The 17,218-nt window shown below is 58.2% G+C and carries 16 protein-coding genes; 7 read left to right on the top strand and 9 right to left on the bottom strand.

Going from position 1 to position 17,218, the window contains the following annotated elements:
- Window positions 1–91: 91 nt before the first annotated feature.
- From A3714_RS09965 to A3714_RS09955, 3 genes are all read right to left on the bottom strand, one after another.
- Window positions 92–400, bottom strand: a complete 309-nt coding sequence (locus A3714_RS09965; protein ID WP_063509129.1) for a hypothetical protein — start codon at window positions 398–400, stop codon at window positions 92–94.
- A gap of 197 nt (window positions 401–597) precedes the next feature.
- Window positions 598–1,626: an AraC family transcriptional regulator gene (locus A3714_RS09960; protein WP_063509130.1), complete on the bottom strand. Its 1,029-nt coding sequence runs from the start codon at window positions 1,624–1,626 to the stop codon at window positions 598–600.
- A complete protein-coding gene (locus A3714_RS09955) occupies window positions 1,626–2,327 on the bottom strand; it encodes an SIMPL domain-containing protein (RefSeq protein ID WP_062816268.1) in 702 nt (233 codons plus the stop codon). The genes A3714_RS09960 and A3714_RS09955 overlap by 1 nt, the downstream gene beginning before the upstream one ends.
- Window positions 2,328–2,516: 189 nt before the next feature.
- Here A3714_RS09955 and apbC point away from each other — a divergent pair, with 189 nt between their 5' ends.
- Both apbC and dcd read left to right on the top strand, forming a co-directional pair.
- Window positions 2,517–3,602, top strand: coding sequence for an iron-sulfur cluster carrier protein ApbC (gene apbC, locus A3714_RS09950; protein WP_063509131.1), 1,086 nt, complete (start codon window positions 2,517–2,519; stop codon window positions 3,600–3,602).
- Window positions 3,603–3,697: 95 nt separating this feature from the next.
- Complete coding sequence (gene dcd, locus A3714_RS09945; protein WP_062816266.1) at window positions 3,698–4,267, top strand: dCTP deaminase; 570 nt, start codon at window positions 3,698–3,700, stop codon at window positions 4,265–4,267.
- A 56-nt stretch (window positions 4,268–4,323) separates the two neighbouring features.
- Here dcd and A3714_RS09940 read toward each other — a convergent pair whose 3' ends face one another.
- The 4 genes from A3714_RS09940 to purM are packed head-to-tail and all read right to left on the bottom strand — an operon-like array spanning window position 4,324 to window position 7,400.
- Window positions 4,324–5,034 carry a DUF3108 domain-containing protein gene (locus A3714_RS09940; RefSeq protein ID WP_062816265.1) on the bottom strand — a complete coding sequence of 237 codons (711 nt, stop codon included), beginning with the start codon at window positions 5,032–5,034 and terminating at the stop codon, window positions 4,324–4,326.
- 2 nt (window positions 5,035–5,036) lie between these two features.
- Window positions 5,037–5,759 (bottom strand): DUF3108 domain-containing protein, encoded by a 723-nt coding sequence (locus tag A3714_RS09935; RefSeq protein ID WP_063509132.1) that lies wholly within the window; start codon window positions 5,757–5,759, stop codon window positions 5,037–5,039.
- Window positions 5,719–6,360: a phosphoribosylglycinamide formyltransferase gene (purN, locus tag A3714_RS09930; RefSeq protein WP_063509133.1), complete on the bottom strand. Its 642-nt coding sequence runs from the start codon at window positions 6,358–6,360 to the stop codon at window positions 5,719–5,721. Before purN ends, A3714_RS09935 begins: the two co-directional genes overlap by 41 nt.
- Window positions 6,357–7,400 carry a phosphoribosylformylglycinamidine cyclo-ligase gene (gene purM / locus A3714_RS09925; RefSeq protein WP_062816262.1) on the bottom strand — a complete coding sequence of 348 codons (1,044 nt, stop codon included), beginning with the start codon at window positions 7,398–7,400 and terminating at the stop codon, window positions 6,357–6,359. The genes purN and purM overlap by 4 nt, the downstream gene beginning before the upstream one ends.
- Before the next feature lie 147 nt (window positions 7,401–7,547).
- On the opposite strand from purM, the gene A3714_RS09920 reads away from it, so the two are divergent.
- The 3 genes from A3714_RS09920 (at window position 7,548) to A3714_RS09910 (ending at window position 13,856) form a co-directional block, all read left to right on the top strand.
- On the top strand, window positions 7,548–8,546 hold the full coding sequence (locus tag A3714_RS09920; RefSeq protein ID WP_062816261.1) for a DUF2066 domain-containing protein: 999 nt from the start codon (window positions 7,548–7,550) through the stop codon (window positions 8,544–8,546).
- Between the two features lie 3 nt (window positions 8,547–8,549).
- Entirely contained in the window at window positions 8,550–9,239 is a 690-nt protein-coding gene (gene hda, locus A3714_RS09915) for a DnaA regulatory inactivator Hda (RefSeq protein WP_063509825.1), read from the top strand.
- Window positions 9,240–9,401: 162 nt separating this feature from the next.
- A complete protein-coding gene (locus A3714_RS09910) occupies window positions 9,402–13,856 on the top strand; it encodes a choice-of-anchor Q domain-containing protein (RefSeq protein WP_063525819.1) in 4,455 nt (1,484 codons plus the stop codon).
- On the opposite strand, the gene A3714_RS09905 is transcribed toward A3714_RS09910, so the two are convergent.
- A complete protein-coding gene (locus A3714_RS09905) occupies window positions 13,818–14,114 on the bottom strand; it encodes a hypothetical protein (RefSeq protein ID WP_062816258.1) in 297 nt (98 codons plus the stop codon). The two genes, A3714_RS09910 and A3714_RS09905, sit on opposite strands and share 39 nt — an antisense overlap.
- A 147-nt stretch (window positions 14,115–14,261) precedes the next feature.
- Here A3714_RS09905 and sthA point away from each other — a divergent pair, with 147 nt between their 5' ends.
- Window positions 14,262–15,659: a Si-specific NAD(P)(+) transhydrogenase gene (sthA, locus tag A3714_RS09900; RefSeq protein WP_063509244.1), complete on the top strand. Its 1,398-nt coding sequence runs from the start codon at window positions 14,262–14,264 to the stop codon at window positions 15,657–15,659.
- A 162-nt stretch (window positions 15,660–15,821) separates the two neighbouring features.
- On the opposite strand, the gene smrA is transcribed toward sthA, so the two are convergent.
- A complete protein-coding gene (smrA, locus tag A3714_RS09895) occupies window positions 15,822–16,415 on the bottom strand; it encodes a DNA endonuclease SmrA (protein ID WP_062816256.1) in 594 nt (197 codons plus the stop codon).
- A 90-nt stretch (window positions 16,416–16,505) separates the two neighbouring features.
- Between smrA and A3714_RS09890 the strand changes: the two genes are divergently transcribed.
- Window positions 16,506–16,817: a hypothetical protein gene (locus A3714_RS09890; protein WP_156493027.1), complete on the top strand. Its 312-nt coding sequence runs from the start codon at window positions 16,506–16,508 to the stop codon at window positions 16,815–16,817.
- The last annotated feature ends 401 nt before the right edge of the window (window positions 16,818–17,218 follow it).

The raw sequence follows: 17,218 nt of genomic DNA, 5'->3' as shown, positions 1-17,218 counted from the left end.
CAAAAAGAACGCGGCCGAAAAGAAAAGGCCGCGTTTATATGGGCAGAATTGCCTATCAGGCGATCAGCGCAAGCTGATGGGGGCAGGCCGGTCAGCCGGGTAAGGCCCGGGCCACGTCTTCCAGAACCCGGATCATGTTCATGGCACGGAATGGATGGGACAGGGTGAAGGGGGCATTGGGTCGGTTCTGGGAGCTGGGGTATACCACGATGCAGGGTTTGTCCCCTTTGCCGGCGGGAAGATGACGTGCGTCACTGGCGGCGACCAATAATACGTCGGCCTGTCCGGGGTCGGCATTTTCCCAAATAACGCTGCAACGACCATTGATGATGCCCATCATGGAGACAAAGGCGCTGGCAGAGTCATGAGTCAGGCCACTGACGGAGATTTTGCGGTTCATGGTACGTCCCTGTAGAGGTTCCTGAAACCGATGGGCTCGGTGGTTTGGGGGAACGTCGCGATCCCTTGGGGACTGTTGTAGTCAAACCGTGGTGGCACGGGCAAAGCGATAACGACCGGTGGCGGTGGGGTAGATACCGAACGGGATTATGATCCAATGCGCATAAGAGAAAGCCGATAAATTTTGTAAGCTATCTCTTACAAATCGGGCTTGTGCCGGGTGCGGAACTGACCCGGGGTGATGCCGGTATGTCGCTTGAAGCTGCGCTGGAAAGAGCGGATATCCGAGTAGCCCAGGGCTTCGGCAATCTCTGCCTGGGGAGCCGGGCTCTGGCAAAGCAGTTGCCGGGCCCGGTGCAGGCGCACCTCATCCAGCAGCTTTTGCCAGTTGTGGCCTTCATCGGCCAGGCGCCGGTGAAGCGTACGAACATTCATGCCAAGCCGTTCGGCGATGGTTTCCTTGCGGGGCAGGGAATGGCCAATGGCATCCTGGATGCACTGCTTGACCCGCTGGCCCAGGCTGGTTTCCACGCCCAGCTGGTTGAGTTGCTGGATCGCGTGGGCTTCCAGGGTAGACAGCAATAGCGGGTCCGGTTGACGGATGGGTTGTTGCAGCAGGTCCGGTGGGCCGATCAGGGCCGAGCAGGGCTGGGCAAACCGCACCTCGCAGAGAAACACTCGCTGGTATTCCTCCACCAGCGCCGCTCTGGGTCGGGGATGTTCCAGCCAGACCTGGGCCGGGGCCAGTTTTTCATTTCCGGTCAGCCAGCGGGCATAGCGGACCCAGGACCCCAGCACATTGTCGATCAGGTGCTGGCGTGCGGGTTGCTGGACATAGCGGCATTGCCAACGGATGGCCGCCTGATTATCGGTGACTTGCGTGTCGGTGGTGCCCATGTCGCCCACCAGCTTTTCGTAGAGACTGACCTTGGACAAGGCCTCCTGCAACGTGCTGGCGCTCATGGCAATGTAGCCCATCACGTTATAGGAGCCGGGTTGCACGAACTCGGAGGTGTGCAGCCCGAACAGGGGGTCTCTGGCCTGGTGAATCAGTGTGTGCAGCAAGGTCTGGAAGCTGACACCGGGTATGCGGGCATCCGGCTGGCGGATCCGTTCCGCATCCAGGTTGGCAGCCTCCAGTGCCGCAGCAATATCCAGCCCCCGGGCCTCACCGTGGGAGAGATATTGCTGCAGCGCCGCGCTGCAGATTTGCCCCAGGTTATCCATCAATCCAGTTCGAAGGTGATCTGGACCCGGGCGGTGATGTCGGTTTCACCGGGGCGATAGCTGTCGGCGTTTCCGCTTTCCTTGCTGCGAGCCATCATCATCACCGGCTGCGGAGATTGCACGTCCTGCGCATGGATCTGGATGGCCTTGCCCAGTTCCCGATCAGCGGCCTCAGCGATGATGCGGGCGCGCTGGCGGGCGTCGGCCACGGCTTTTTCCAGGGCCCGGTTGGCGAGCTCGTCAGCATTACTGACCTCGGTGCCAGCAGGACGAATGTCGCGTACGCCTTGTTTGGCCAGGCCTTCCAGCAACTGTGTGTAGGTGTCCAGACCGTTGGCGCGGAAGATCACGTCACGGCTGACTTCATGGCCGATGAGTTTGCGTTCAGGCTGGTACTGCCATTGTGGCTGGACGTGCAGGTCACTGGCGCGGACCTGTTTCTCTTCGATGTCCAGGTCATCGGCCAGGTCAAGCATGTCGGCCACCGCGTCATCAACGCGGGACTTCATAGCGGCAATATCATCGCCTTGCTCGCGGGCCGTCGCGGCCACCCGAAAAATATCCGGCTGGGCAGCGATTTCGCCATTGCCGGAAACCGTAATACTGTCGGGTCCGGTGCTGAGCATCTGGTGTGTATCGCTACAGGCGGTAAGGGTCAACGCTCCCAGGGCGATCAGGGATGCGGCGGTGATGCGTTTCATGGACTCTCCTTGTACTGCCGTCCAATCGGCAGGATTCTATTTTGCGTATTTATCACGGGATAACCACCCCAAGGTTTGTGTTTGTGTGAGGGCGCCCATGATTTGGCGCTCAACGGATAACATCCATGGGGTGACTTGGTTGTTCCCGGCTTAGCCCCTATCATCGCAGCTCGCGAAACGGAGGCCATCATGAGTTCAGCCGAGCAACGCATTCGACAGCAATTGGGCGAATTTATTCCCGAGGATCTGGGCGTCAGCCTGGCATCGGTGAATGCCATTGAATCACTGGCGGTGGATGACCGCACCGTCCACGCCCGAATCGTTCTGGGATTTCCGATTGACGGTATCCGTGAGCAATGGATAGCGCAGATTCGGGAGTATCTGGAGCCGGTGCTGGAAGGCCGCGAGCTGGCGTTGACCCTGACGGCGAAGATCATTCCGCATCGGGCCCAGAGCAGCCTGCCGGCGCTGGACCAGGTCGCCAATGTGGTTGCCATCGCTTCCGGTAAAGGCGGGGTGGGGAAATCCACGACGGCGGTGAATCTGGCGTTGGCGCTGCAGGCGGAGGGCGCCCAGGTGGGGCTGCTGGATGCGGATGTGTTTGGCCCCAGCCAGCCGTTGATGCTGGGCTTGCCGGACGGCACTCGTCCAGAGGTTCTTGAAGGCAAGTACTTCGTGCCGGTGGAGGCCTATGGGTTGCAGACCATGTCCATGGGGTACCTGACCACCAAGCAGACCCCGGTGGTCTGGCGGGGGCCGAAAGCCAGTGGCGCGCTGGTGCAAATGATGGAGCAGACCCGCTGGCATGAGCTGGATTATCTGTTGGTGGATCTGCCCCCGGGCACTGGCGATATCCAGCTGACGCTGGCCCAGAAAATTCCCGTCGCCGGTGCGGTTGTGATCACCACGCCCCAAGATATTGCCCTGTTGGATGCCATCAAGGGGGTGGAGATGTTTCGCAAGGTGGATATCCGGGTATTGGGCATTGTGGAAAATATGGCGGTGCACATTTGCAGCCAGTGTGGCCATCAAGAGCATGTGTTCGGCCAGGGCGGCGGTGAAAGGATGGCCCGGGAGTATCACACTGACGTGCTGGCGGCCCTGCCGTTGTCACTGCGGATCCGCGAACAGGCTGACAGCGGCCAACCGGTGGTGGCGGCCTGCCCGGACAGCGAGGAGGCCGGGTTGTACCGGCAGGCCGCCCGCCGTCTCGCGGCCAGGCTGTCATTGACGGAAGCCGGCAAGCGGTCATTTCCCAAAGTGACACAGCATTGAGAAAGGCCGTGAACCCGGCCTGCTGCGTGCGGCGTTTCATGCTGCTACCATTGGCCGCTTGAACGCCAATTACCCCGGAACATTGAGGCGCAATAATGACGATTAAATCGGATCGCTGGATTACCCGTATGGCCGCCGAAAAAGGCATGATCGAGCCCTTCCAGGCCGGCCAGATTCGTGCCGACGAGAATGGCGAAAAAATGATTTCCTACGGCGTGTCCAGCTATGGCTACGATGTGCGCTGCGCGGATGAGTTCAAGGTGTTCACCAATATTCACTCCGCCACGGTGGACCCCAAGGCCTTCGACGAGCGCAGCTTTGTGGATATCAAGGGCGATTACTGCATCATCCCGCCCAATTCCTTTGCACTGGCCCGCACGGTGGAGTACTTCCGCATTCCCCGCAATGTGCTGACCATCTGCCTGGGCAAGTCTACCTATGCCCGTTGCGGCATTATCGTCAATGTGACGCCGCTGGAGCCGGAGTGGGAAGGGCATGTGACGCTGGAATTTTCCAATACCACTACCTTGCCGGCGAAGATCTATGCCCATGAAGGGGTGGCACAGATGCTGTTTTTCGAGTCCGATGAGATGTGCGAAACGTCCTACATGGACCGGGGCGGGAAATATCAGGGGCAGCGCGGTGTGACCCTGCCGCGGGCGTAAAGCCAGCCGGCTGAGCTTGCCATGGGAGCGTCGCCAGCGACGCTCCCGAACAGACGTTATCCGCTGACTTGATCCGGGCCGGCGTAATCAATCATGATCAGTTCCGCCTTGAGCAGGGTGCTTTCAATGTGCCTGGCTTTCACCACCATGTAATCCAGGCTTGGCGCTACCCAGAACAGGGTGCGACGCTTTTCCTTGCTGTCTCCCTCACGCTTTTTCTCCACCAGCAGGGTATCGATCTTGCCCAGTGGGGTGTCGATTTCTTCCCGGTCGATGATTTCGAAATGGTGGGTACGGAGTTTGTCGCCGTAGGCACTGGTGACCTTGTAGGCCTTGTCACCGGTGGCAAACACGCAGCGCCCGCGGAGCAGAATGGTCAGCTCATCCAGGGTGTTTTCCGGGATTTCCAGGCTTTCCTGATCGTCTTCCGATTCGTTGTGGACCATGGGCGGATCCCACTGAAAATCCATGTGATGGTAGCGGTGCTGGCCGAAGCCCTTGAACTCGTGCACATAGTGGGTGGTCCGGGGCTGGCAGTCGCGCCAATGGAAATAGCTCTCTTCCGTGTTGGTGAGCAGGAACGACTTGGCCTTGAGCAGCATGCGGTAATAGTCTTTGCCCTCGGCAGGCTCCAGGACCAGATCGGCCTTGACGGGGGTAGGCAGTTTATTCACATAAATGCGGAATTCAGCGGCGAAGGGAGCCAGTGGTTCGGCGGAGGCAAGGCTGCTGGTTATCAATAGCAGGGCAAGTAATATCCGTTGCACCGTTATAATCCTTCCATAGATTGCAGTGTCATCACGTGGTCGCCATCACTGTTTTCCTGCAAGAGTTGCACAAGCAGGTAGTCATGCTGTGGCGCAAACCACATATAGGTCTGTCGTTTGCTGTTGGCGCCCCGCTGGCGTTGTACTTTTACGGTTTCAATCCGCTGGCCGTCAATCTCCAGGGATTCTTCGCCGACTACCCGGTAACGGTGGTTTTCCAGGGAGCGCTCGTCAGCCACCTGTAACTTGATGTCCTGTTGCCCTGCTTGCAGGGAGCACTGCAAGGCCAGAGAGACAGACAGCTCGTCTGTCGCTTCATCGGTGATCGGATAGCTTCGCGTGGGTTTGTCGGTGCGTTCGCTGGCGGCGACACCGGCTTCCCGGTCCAGATGCAGCTTGGCTTCCTTCACCCGGCCCAACCCGCGCCGATAGTAGCCGTAGTAGGTGCTCTCGGGAATGCACTGCTGCCAGTCAAACAGGGTGGTTTCACGGATTTCGCCCAGCCAGTTCTTGGCTTGGACCTGCATTTCCCACAGGCCGTTTTTTACCGGCTTGAGCGTTCGGGTAGCGGTGACCGTAAAGGGAATGCCCTCGCTTTTGAGATGGTAATCCAGCGTGAAGGGGGCCACCGGCGGTCCGGCGTGGCTGGCCGGCGCCACCAGGGCCAGCATCAGCAGAAGGCTGCTAGACCAGTTGATAACCCTGTTCAGGGAGGGGTTTGCCATCCAGCTTGACTCCGTCGTGATCCAGTTCCAGGCGCTGTTCGGCGCGCCATTGCAACACCAGAGGATAAAGCAGGTGTTCGCGTTGTTGTACGCGTTTGGACAAGGAATCAACGGTATCGTTCGCAAGCACGTCCAGGGGAGCCTGGGCGATCAGTGGGCCACCATCCAGCTCTTCGGTCACGAAATGGATAGAGCAGCCATGTTGTGAATCGCCGGCTTCCAGAGCGCGGGCATGGGTATGTAGCCCGCGATATTTGGGCAACAGGGAAGGATGGATGTTTATCAGTTGTCCAGCATAGTGGCGCACAAACAGGGGCGAGAGAATGCGCATGAACCCGGCCAGTACCACCGTGCCGGGCTGATAATGATCCAGGGCCGTTATCATGGCCTGGTCAAAGGCTTCCCGGCTGTCGTACTGGCGGTGGTCCAGGACTTCGGTGGCAATGCCGGCATGCCGGGCACGGCTCAGGCCGCCGGCATCGGCACGGTTGGACAGCACCACGGCGATTTCCGCATTCAGGCGGCCACTATCGATGGCCGCCATAATGGCCTGCAGATTGGTGCCGGAGCCGCTGATCAGGACAGCAAGGCGGTGCGTCACTCTGCCAGGCCTTCCAGTACCACTTCCGGTTCCCCTTCACCGGCCTGTATTTCTCCCATCAGGAAAGCCACTTCGCCTTCGGCTTCCATGAGCGCCAGGGTGGCATCCACCTGGTCTGCGGGGACGGCAATGACCATGCCCACACCACAGTTGAAGGTACGGTACATCTCGAAAGCGGGTACCTGGCCTTCCTGTTGCAGCCACTGGAACACGGCAGGGAATTCCCAGCTACGGGTATCAATGACCGCACGGGTATTCTCCGGCATGACCCGGGGCAGGTTTTCCGGCAGACCGCCACCGGTAATATGGGCAAGGGCGTGGACCGGTACCTGCTCCAGCAGTTTCAGCAAGGGCTTTACATAGATGCGCGTGGGGGCCAGCAGATGTTCCATCAGGGGTTGGCCGTCCAGGTCAATATTGATGTCGGATTGGGCCATGATGCGGCGGATCAATGAGTAGCCATTGGAGTGGGGGCCGGAGGAGGCCAGGCCAATGAGCTTGTCGCCAGCTTGTACCTTGCTGCCGTCCAGCACTCCGTCCTTTTCCACCACGCCCACGCAGAAGCCGGCCAAATCGTAATCTTCACCTTCATACATGCCGGGCATTTCCGCGGTTTCGCCACCAATCAGGGCGCACCCGGCCATTTCACAGCCTTCGCCGATGCCGGTCACCACGCTGGTGGCAGTGTCCACATCCAGTTTGCCGGTGGCGTAGTAGTCGAGGAAAAACAGTGGCTCGGCGCCGCCGACGATCAGATCGTTGACGCACATGGCCACCAGATCGATGCCCACCTTGTCATGGCGACCGGTATCAATGGCCAGGCGCAGCTTGGTGCCGACCCCGTCGGTTCCGGCCACCAACACCGGGTTCTTGTAGCGGCTGGGCAGCTCGCAAAGGGCGCCGAAGCCACCCAGACCGCCCAGCACCTCGGGACGACGGGTGCGTTTGGCCACAGGGGCAATACGTTTTACCAGCTCGTTACCAGCGTCGATATCGACGCCGGCGTCACGGTAGGTCAGCGGCCGTTTCTGATCGGTCATGGGGGGCTCCGGATTGGTGAAGGCGCGTATTTTAAGGGCGGGGGACCCATCTTTCCACCGCTGTCTTCACCTGAAAATCCGGTTCGCGTGGTGGGAGGGAATAAGTGATAATAGCGCGCTTGAATTTTCAGGTTGGAATGGGCGGTCATGCGTTTTCTTGGAATCGTGGCATTGTTGTTGGGATTGTGTCTGGTGGCCCGGGCAGAGTCCCTGAATACGGTTGTGCAGTCCGTGGATGGCCGTGGCGACAGCGAGCGCCAGCAGGCCTTGCAGCAGGGGCTCAGGGATATGCTGGTACGGCTGAGTGGCAAGCAGCAGGTGCTTGATCAGCCAGTGACAGAGCAGGCACTGGCCCAGCTGGATCGCTGGGTGACCCGTTACGATTATGACGGCGACAACCTGGTGATCCGCTATGACACCCGGGGGCTGATGGATTTCATGGCCTCGGAAGGTGCTTCGGTCTGGGGATTTCCGCGTCCCCAGGTACTGATATGGCTGGTGGATCAAGGCGCCGGGCGCGGTGAACTGGTGGCCGGCGATCATGCCCTGCGCGAGACACTGGTCGGCGAAGCCAGGCGGCGGGGGTTGTCCCTGGTGGTGCCGGAATGGGATAGCCAGGACCGCAGTGCGGTTACCGTGGCGGATATCCGTGGCCGTTTCGATGGTCAGTTACTCGCCGCTTCCGAGCGTTATCCCCATGAACTGGTGGTCGCTGCCGTGATGTATCGAGGCTCGCCGACCAAGGTCAGCTGGCGTGTACTGCAAGACCAGAAGACTCTGGATCAGGGCCGCGAGGAAAGCGCGTCCGCCGGGGAGGCTGTGAAGACGCTGGTGGATGCGGTCACTGACCAGCTCGCCCAGCGTTATTCGGTGGCCAGCAGTGCGTCCCGGGGGCTTACCCTGCTGGAGGTTGAGCGGGTGGACGCGCTGGCAGACTGGCACCAGTTGCAGGGCTTTCTGGCCGGGCTGAGCGGCATGCGGTCCGTGTCACTGGTGCAGGTGTCAGATCAGGGTGTGACCTTCGGCCTGGACTTCGGTGCCAGCGATTCCCAACTCCGCAGTTTGCTGGAACTTTCCCGTCAATTACGCCCCTGTCCGGACGATGCGGTCGCCGGGCCGCAGTGGCGCTACTGCTGGCGCTCCTGATTCATGAGCGCACAGCTGCCCCTGGCGCTGCAACTGCGTGAGGGAAATGATTTGTCGAACTTCCTTCCCGGGCCCAATGGGGCTGTGCTGGCCGGTGTCCGTGAAGTGGTACTGGGCGATGACCGCCAGGCCTTTGTCTGGGGGGGGGCACAACAGGGCAAAAGTCATCTGCTGGAAGGGGCCGTTCGCCTGGCCCAGCGGCAAGGGCTGGATGCCTGTCTGCTGCCTGCCAGCGAGCTGCTGCCACTGGTCCCGGCGGTGCTGGAGTCCATGGAACAGTTTGATCTGTTGGCGCTGGATGACTGCCAGCGTTTTGCAGGTGATGCGGCCTGGGAAGAAGCCCTGTTTCACCTCTACAACCGTCTGATGGCGAGGGGAGGGCGCCTGCTGGTAACCGCTGATGCGTCCCCGACTGCCGCAGGCCTGTTGTTGCCGGATCTGGCCACCCGGCTGGCCGCCGGCCCGGTATACAGAATGTCCCCCTTGGTTGATGAGGACCTGCAGGCCCTGTTGCAGGCGCGAGGCAGAGCCCGTGGACTGAGAATCGAGCAGGATGTTGCTCACTATATTGCCATGCGCAGTGAAAGAAGCCCCGGTGCGCTGATGGCGCTGCTTGACCGTCTTGACCGGATGGCCCTCGCGCAACAACGCTCGGTCACTATTCCCTTTGTCAAGGATGCGCTGGGGTGGTAAAAAGGGGCGCTTAACGAAGAAGCAACAGTTTGATACGCAAGTAACCGGTATATTGATGTTTACTTACATCAGGTTACGTTTTCGGTGGTTCGTGTATCGCCGGACTTTGGATCCAGATTAGAACAATAACGCCAGGCACAAAAAAGCCTGCAGGAGCACAACATGCGCCACATCGCGCTTTGGCAATCCCTTGTTGGCTGCGCCCTTATTCTCGCGGCCGCCTCTTCCCAGGCCACTGTCTACAAGATCGAGACCACGGATGATGTGGCGGTTTCTGTGGAACGTGTTGTCTACGATGAAACTGATGCCCCCGAATTCTCACCGGAAGACAGCTATTACAAGGTGACGCCGCAATCGAGCGGTGGCCTTTGCAGCTTGCGTGAAGCTATCTATGCCATCAACTACCAGGTTTCTGTCGGCGCCTGCGAGGCAGGCACGGGTAACGACACCATTCGCTTGCTTGAGGGTGAGACCTATCTGTTGACGGAGGGGGAGCTTCCCGTGGGGGGGCTGAAAGTCAAGCTTGTTGATCAAACAAAAGAAATTTTGGACCCCGAATGTACTGAAGACATTCCGGCTGATTGTGAGCTGATTGATATCGTTGTGAAAGTGCCGGTCGATCTTGAGGAAGGTGATGACACTGCCATTTCCCCCAACATCAGGGTCGATGTGTTTCTCGACACCTTTGAAGAGCCGGAAGAAAAAGAGAAGCCTGTTATCTCTGCTGCCGGCAATAGCCGCTTGTTCCGCCTGGATCGCGGTTCCCTGACTCTCGGCAATCTTGTTTTGCAGGATGGCTCAGCCAATAACGAAGTCGACCCGGCAGACAGAAACGGGGGATTGATTCTGGCCAATGGTGGTCTTGGCTTCTCGGAGAATCTGGAGTTGCGCGGCGGCCAGGCAGTCAACGGCGGCGCGATCTACCTCGATAAAGGCGCCAACCTGGTTTTCCCGGAAAGCGCTCTCTTCGAGGATAATGTGGCCAGCGGCAACGGAGCTGTGATCGCCACGTCTGCCGAGTTTGCCGGTGAGATCACCGGCCATCGGTTTTACATGACAGGGAATGAGTCCCAGTCCGATGGCGGCCTGTTCTATCTGGATGGCGATGAAGACAACACGATGGCCGTTGATCTGACCAATGGCACCATCACTAACAATGTGGGTGGCGTGATTCAATTGGTGGCGCCAAAGCATCAACTGGTCATGCAAAACATGACCCTTGCCTTTAACGATGGCCTGGCGCTTTACCTGGACGAGGCGGAGCTGGACGTTCCGGAAGACCCGGAAACGGATCCACCGGAACCGACCAGCACCGCCTTTATTGTCAATACTGTGATGGTGGGTAACAGCAGTGGTGCGTGTGCGGGAACGGCCCTGGATGGTACAGACGACGCTGACGCCAGGCTGCTCTACACCATTACTGACGATGCCGCCTGCCCCTTGCCCCGTGAGCAGACAGAGGGAACACCGGTCACATCCGATCCCAACGGTGCCTCGGCAGAGGTGCTGCTCGGCTGGGATGAGACGGCCGGCTCTCGTCGCGTCTGCACCGGCACCGGTCAGGGAAGCTGTATGCCTATCCCTGCCGACGAGCTGGGCGGGAACTTCCCGGGCTTTCTGCCCAATCCGGAGCCTGCCGGCCTGGATCCTGCAATGTCGGCGGCCACTCCCAGTCTGTTTGACCGCGGAAACCCGGAAACCGTCGACCAGTGTGCCAAAGAAGACATGCGTGGTGAGTCCCGTGGTGGTGCCGGGGGGCGTTGTGATGTGGGCGCAGTGGAATTCCTTCGTGCGCTGGCGCAACCGGATGAGGTTGAGTTGATTAGCGGGCGAACCGTGCTGGGTGACGTGCTGAGCAATGACATGAACGACACCCGGGTGGATTGCGGTCGTCTTGAGCCGATCATTGTTGATGAGGGCACCTGTGCCGCCAGTGATGAGGTCTGCCTGGAGCAGCAAGTGCTCAATCGCTGCATGACAATTATTGTTGCGCCTGAGCGTGGCATGGCATCGGTGGAAATCGATGATCAGGGATACCCGCGTGTCCGTTATACCCCTGCCAGCAGTTTTCATGGTGTGGACAGTCTGGCATACGTGGTGGTAGCAGAAGCCTTTGCAGGTGGAACGGATCTTGGCCTGCAAATTGGCGAAGATGTTAATTTTGTTGCCGAGCCAGCCACTGGTTTGACGGAGTCCAAGAGTATTCTGGATGGAAGCAGTGGTGGTTCCGTGCCGGCTCTGACTCTGCTGATGCTGGTTGTAGGTGGATTACTGCGTCGTTGGCGTGCAGGCATCGTTGCCTGTGCGATGACTGTATCGGGCACGGCACTGGCAGCGGATATCGAGGTGAACTCCCTGCTGGATCATAACCCGCCGATTCCCAATGATGGCCTCTGCACACTGCGTGAAGCCTTGGCAAATGCCGCCACTTTCAGCAGCCCGGATTGTGAATTTGGCGCCAAAGGCGAAGATCGCATTCTCCTGCCTGCGGGGGAAATCCAGCTGGTGGATACGCTGTTGATCCAAGGTGGCAGTGTGGAGTTGGTGGGCAAAGGGGTTCGCAATGCGGACGATGCGGACCCGGCGGATGAGGATACCATCACCCGCATCATCGGCGATGGACAGAGCCGATTGTTTGAGGTTCGGGCACCGGTGAGTAACGGGCACCCCAGCGTGGCGTTTCGCTATCTGACGCTGGAAGATGGCAATGCCTCCGTACCAGGAGCGACGCCTGTTGGTGATCAGGGATTCGGTGGAGCCATCATTACCGGTGGCTCGGTGGTATTTGACCGGGTTGTTCTCCAGAACAACCGGGCAGATCGTGCTGGTGGGGTGATCTATGTGCGGGCCAATGCCGGCAATGAAAAACAGGTGTCCTTCAACCGTGCCTATGTGACCGGGAATGAGGCGGTGCTGTCCGGTGGCGTTATGGCAACCACGGCGCAGAATGGGGAGAGCTTCCGGTTTGCCGCTGTGGACACCACGTTTGAAAACAATAGTGCCGGTACTGAGGGCGGAGCCTTTGATTTGAATGTTCCCACCGGGAATTTCATAGCGTTTTCCAACTCTACGTTTGTGAATAACAGTGCACCGCAGGGGTCGGCTCTGGATCTGGGGGGCGTTGATATCAATGTTCGCCTGATGAATCTGACTTTTGTGAATAATGCTCCGGGGAATGGCATTGAGTTAGGTGATTCTGAAGCCTCGGTCAGTCTGGCTAACAGCATTGTGGCTGCCAGCGGCACCAGTTGTTCGACAGGTACCGGGGAATTGCGCGATAGCCTGTATAACCTGTTTTCCGACGCTGCCTGTGTTGCAAGTGGTACAGCTGAAAACAATGATGATGGGGCAGGTGGAAACGCGGGCATGTCCACTGACCTTGATGGTGAGGCAGGCACTTCAACGGATTATACGCCCCCGTACCTTGCTGCTGAGGACCTGAGCGATCCATTGATCATTGATGCCGGCAACGATGAAGACGATCTGCAATCCGGTACATCGACCCCGCTGCGCTGTCGCGCGACGGACTTGCGCGGTATTGCCAGAACGTCCGGGGGGCGTTGTGACCGGGGGGCATTCGAGTATCAACAAATTACTGCTTCAGATGATGAGGCTAATAACCAGCGCGCGCCAGATCGCCGCGTTCTGGTCGACATTTTTGAGAATGATTTGCCCAGCGATGGCGCTGAGATCCAGCTCCTTGATGAAAACGATGTGTTCCTGAATGACCGTTTCGTTTTCACTCCGGCACAGCTTGATGTGGTTGGCGAGGACGAAGAAGTGAACCCGGCCGCCGGCTCCTACACGTATGACCCGGCCACAGATCGTTATGTTCTGGGCGGGAGTGGCACCCAGGCTGATGGCACGACCATCGAATTTGTCTGGGAGTTTTATAGCGAATCCGTGGATGGCTACGATGTGAAATGTGGCGAGCCGCTGCCCCAGCGTTTTATCAATCGCAACCCGGACGAGTATGAAGATGGGGATGTGGCAAAGAATTGTATCGTTCTGTTCACTCCTTCAAACCAGGGCTTCATTCCTGACTCGGTAGACCCCACTAAGGATGCGGTTTGTGAAGCTCTCGAAGATGATGAGACAGACACGCCCCGTCTGTTTTTCCTTTACAACTTTGAAGACAGTGCAACCCCGGCTCAGCAATCCTCCGATGCTTCTGTGAGTATGAGCATCACCAACAAGGCACCCAGTATCACTGGCCAGACCCGAGGCAGCCGTCCTGGAGAGTCGGTGACCTTCAAGATTACCGCTGAGGATCCTGATGGCGACGAAAATTCCATCAATTGGGCAACCCTTAGAATCAAGGATGAGCCCAGTTTCACTAAGCGGAATAGCGAGACGGGCAGTGCTCAGGGTACGGGGATTATCATCGATTCTGTTGCGCGTACCGTGACCTATATCCCTGATAGTAACTTCAGCCCGTTCAAGGACAGCTTTACTCTTGAAGTGGAAGACAAGTGCGGTAGCACGTCGTCGGCGGCCACATTTACCATCACCTACCCGGGTGAGCAGGAAGACAACAGCGCGGGTAGCTGGAGTCTTGGCCTGCTCTCCGGCCTGCTATTACTGTTCTGGCGTCGTCGACGCTTTGCGGCGGCGTAGCAGACCTCGCCGCAATAGTTCCCAGATCAGTCCACCGGCCAACATGCTGGCCAGTAAAAGCAACAGTTTGGGGATGTCCACCAGTGTCCAGAAAAGGATATCGATGCTGGTGGGCTCCAGATTCTGAAGCACGATAATGGCCAACAGCAGCACTGCCAGAATCTGCAAGGCCCCTACGGGGTGGGTCACCAGCCAACGCCCTGTTGTCTTGCCACCACGGGCCAACCGAGAGGGCTTGTGTTCTCTGCGCTCATCCATGTCAGACTCCTTGTTTGATTGAATCACTCTCTTTCTTCATCCCCATCATGCCAGCCTCGATGGCTATGACCAGACCTCGGCTTTGGTCTTACTCGTACCCATTGTGCGGCATGCCTATAATAGTCGCGTGGTGGAAAGGAGAAGTGAATGGATATCAGTGCAGGTTGGGATCTGGTGGTGATTGGCAGTGGGCCGGCGGGTGAAGCGGCGGCCATGCAGGCGACAAAGAAAGGCCTGCGTGTGGCCATTGTCGAGGATCAGAAATCTCTGGGTGGAAATTGTACACACTGGGGGACGATCCCTTCCAAGGCGCTTCGTCACCTGGTACGCCAGGTGATTCGTACCCAGCGCAATCCGTTGCTGCGCGGCATCCTCAATCCCCGGGAGGTCCGTTGGCAGGATCTGATCACCCGAACCCGAGAAGTGATTGATTCCCAGGTCCAGGTGCGTACGGATTTCTATATTCGTAACCGGGTGACCGTTTTCGGAGGGCGGGGAGAGCTGCTCAGCAACAACGAAGTGAAAGTGCAGGATCGGGAAGGGCGACTGCATCTGCTGACAACCCGTAATGTGGTCATTGCCACCGGCTCAAGGCCCTATCACCCGGATGACGTGAATTTCGACCATCCACGGATTTACGACTCCGATACCATTCTGACCATGGACCATACTCCAAGGCATATCATTATCTACGGGGCCGGGGTGATCGGGTCGGAGTATGCCTGCATTTTTACCGGGCTGGGGATTCGGGTCGATCTGGTGAATTCACGCCAGCATCTGTTGGACTTTCTGGATACAGAAATTTCTGACGCGCTGAGTTATCACTTGCGTGAGCAGGGCTGCACGATTCGTCAGGATGAAGAATACAAACGGGTTGTCGCCGATGATCATGGTGTCACTCTGGAGCTGCAGTCCGGCAAGAAACTGCGGGCGGATGCCGTGCTGTGGTGTAACGGCCGGTCCGGTAACACCCAGGACATGGGATTGGAAACCTTTGGCCTGAAAGCCAACAGCCGTGGTCAGCTGCAGGTTAATGAGCGTTATCAGACAGAAGTCGACGGGATCTATGCCGTCGGTGATGTGGTGGGGTGGCCTTCACTGGCAAGTGCCTCCTACGATCAGGGGCGTTTCTGCGCGGCGGCCATCGCCGGAGATGAAGTGCGGCAAGTGACCGATGTGCCCACCGGGATTTATACCATCCCGGGGATCAGTAGCGTGGGGCGCACAGAGCAGGAACTCACCGAAGCCAAAGTCCCCTATGAAGTCGGGCAGGCCTTCTTCCGCAATCTGGCCAGGGCACAGATTACCGGTGAGCGAGTGGGCATGCTCAAAATCCTCTTTCACCGGGAAACCCTGGCCGTGCTGGGCATTCATTGCTTTGGTTATCAAGCCATGGAGATCGTGCACGTGGGTCAGGCAATCATGCGCCAGCCCGGTGAGCTGAACACCCTGGAGTATTTCATCGATACGACCTTCAACTATCCGACCATGGCAGAAGCGTATCGGGTGGCAGCGATCAACGGGATCAACCGGATAAGGCGGTGAAGTAATTAATAATGAATAGTGAATAATTAATAGCTGCGCGGGTCAGTCTTCACTGAGACTCAACGCAAGAGGCCGCGCCCAAGTGCTGACCGCGGCCTTTTGCATTTCAGAAATCTTACGGGCTATATCGCGCGTTATTAACTATTAATTCTTAACTATTCATTATCTCTGTTGCTTTCCCGCCTCCATAAAGAATTCCCTATTACGCTGTCGTGACTGACTGCTTTTCCGTATCAGCACATAGGTGGCGCCACTGCCGCCCTGATTCTGGGGGGCGGAGTGGTAGGCAAGGACCAGATGGCTTTCCTCAAGCCAATGCATGACATAGCTCTTGAGAAAGCCCGGGCGTTCACTGTGCACGCCTTTGCCATGACTGATCAGGACGGAACGTAAGCCTTGCTCGTGGGCTTTCACAAGAAAGGTTTGCACCCGGTCTCGGGCGTCCATCAAACGTACCCGGTGCAGGTCCAGCACGTCCTGGGCGTCGTACTTTCCCAGTCGTAATTTACGGTAAACCCCTTCCTGAACACCGTTTTTCTTCACACCGACTATGTCGGTGGGGCCAACGGGAGGAACCTGTTCCGGTACAGTGAGGGGATTGTTGTCCTTGCGATCATCCATGGCAGCGGCGCGGCGAAGCTGTTCGCGCAGGCTGTCCGGTCGCTTGGCGCGGGGCAGAGTTGCCCGATTATCCGGCTTGATCGGTGTCACATCCGCCATTTCCTGGCGGAACAGATCATCGTCATTGGTGGCCATGGGACTGCTCCACAAAACCCGTTAGTTCATGCTTGCATGGTACACAAAGCGGGCAGAAACTGGCAGTGAGCCCCTTCCCGAGAGGTAGTTATGGAGCGACGACGTTTCCGCAGGCCTCGACTGAGACTCAATGTGCAGGCTTCCATCCACCGACAGCCCGTGGGGCATGTTCTCAATCTGACCGATGTGACCGGTCGGGGTACGCCGCCACAAGGCTGCCAGCCCCTGCTGCTGCAATTACCCCTGACTTTATCGGGTTGCCGTGAATTGACGGTGATGGCGGAGCCCCGCTGGCATGATTATTTACCCAATGGGCATTGGCGTGGCGGATTCAAACTGCAGTCGGATGCAAAAACCGCCGCCGCATTGACCACCCTTGCCAGCCGTTACGGTGATAATTAGTCAAAAAGGGGGAACCAGGGCCTCATCCGTGAAGCCCGGTTTTCAGACCATGAGGCGAATGCCTCAGGGGAAGAAACGCGTTTCAGTAAGGGCGTGAATCGCGACCGTCGCGTGATTCACTTTTTTCCTCTGAATCGTGCCGATGTCGCTTGGCATCGCGTTTGCGACGTTCACGTTCGGCGCGCTTGTGCTCTTCTTTCCAATCGTCCGGTTCATAGTCATCAAAATGTCGACGACCCATGGTGCTGCTCTCTTTCCAGAATTAAAGGGGTACTCAGTGCTTTATATAGCATTAATCCAGAGAGGGGAGAAGGGGGAAACCCCCGAATAACACCTTGCGTGCTCAGCGTGGTGTGAAGGGGGCAGGGGCTATATTTTCTGGCGACGGACAGGGGGGGGCT

The sequence above is a fragment of the Alcanivorax sp. HI0007 genome, from assembly GCF_001635525.1.
GTDB lineage: Bacteria > Pseudomonadota > Gammaproteobacteria > Pseudomonadales > Alcanivoracaceae > Alcanivorax.
The sequence above is the reverse complement of the archived record's forward strand: the minus strand, read 5'-3'. Positions and strand labels throughout refer to the sequence as shown.

Bases quoted from the DNA above. Each gene is read 5' to 3' on its own strand.
- smrA (WP_062816256.1), bottom strand. From the start codon at position 16,415: ATGGCCACCAATGACGATGATCTGTTCCGCCAGGAAATGGCGGATGTG.
- A3714_RS09920 (WP_062816261.1), top strand. From the start codon at position 7,548: ATGCGTTTTCTTGGAATCGTGGCATTGTTGTTGGGATTGTGTCTGGTG.
- A3714_RS09955 (WP_062816268.1), bottom strand. From the start codon at position 2,327: ATGAAACGCATCACCGCCGCATCCCTGATCGCCCTGGGAGCGTTGACC.
- dcd (WP_062816266.1), top strand. From the start codon at position 3,698: ATGACGATTAAATCGGATCGCTGGATTACCCGTATGGCCGCCGAAAAA.
- apbC (WP_063509131.1), top strand. From the start codon at position 2,517: ATGAGTTCAGCCGAGCAACGCATTCGACAGCAATTGGGCGAATTTATT.
- hda (WP_063509825.1), top strand. From the start codon at position 8,550: ATGAGCGCACAGCTGCCCCTGGCGCTGCAACTGCGTGAGGGAAATGAT.
- A3714_RS09965 (WP_063509129.1), bottom strand. From the start codon at position 400: ATGAACCGCAAAATCTCCGTCAGTGGCCTGACTCATGACTCTGCCAGC.
- A3714_RS09890 (WP_156493027.1), top strand. From the start codon at position 16,506: ATGGAGCGACGACGTTTCCGCAGGCCTCGACTGAGACTCAATGTGCAG.
- purM (WP_062816262.1), bottom strand. From the start codon at position 7,400: ATGACCGATCAGAAACGGCCGCTGACCTACCGTGACGCCGGCGTCGAT.
- A3714_RS09910 (WP_063525819.1), top strand. From the start codon at position 9,402: ATGCGCCACATCGCGCTTTGGCAATCCCTTGTTGGCTGCGCCCTTATT.
- A3714_RS09905 (WP_062816258.1), bottom strand. From the start codon at position 14,114: ATGGATGAGCGCAGAGAACACAAGCCCTCTCGGTTGGCCCGTGGTGGC.
- sthA (WP_063509244.1), top strand. From the start codon at position 14,262: ATGGATATCAGTGCAGGTTGGGATCTGGTGGTGATTGGCAGTGGGCCG.
- A3714_RS09935 (WP_063509132.1), bottom strand. From the start codon at position 5,759: ATGGCAAACCCCTCCCTGAACAGGGTTATCAACTGGTCTAGCAGCCTT.
- A3714_RS09960 (WP_063509130.1), bottom strand. From the start codon at position 1,626: ATGGATAACCTGGGGCAAATCTGCAGCGCGGCGCTGCAGCAATATCTC.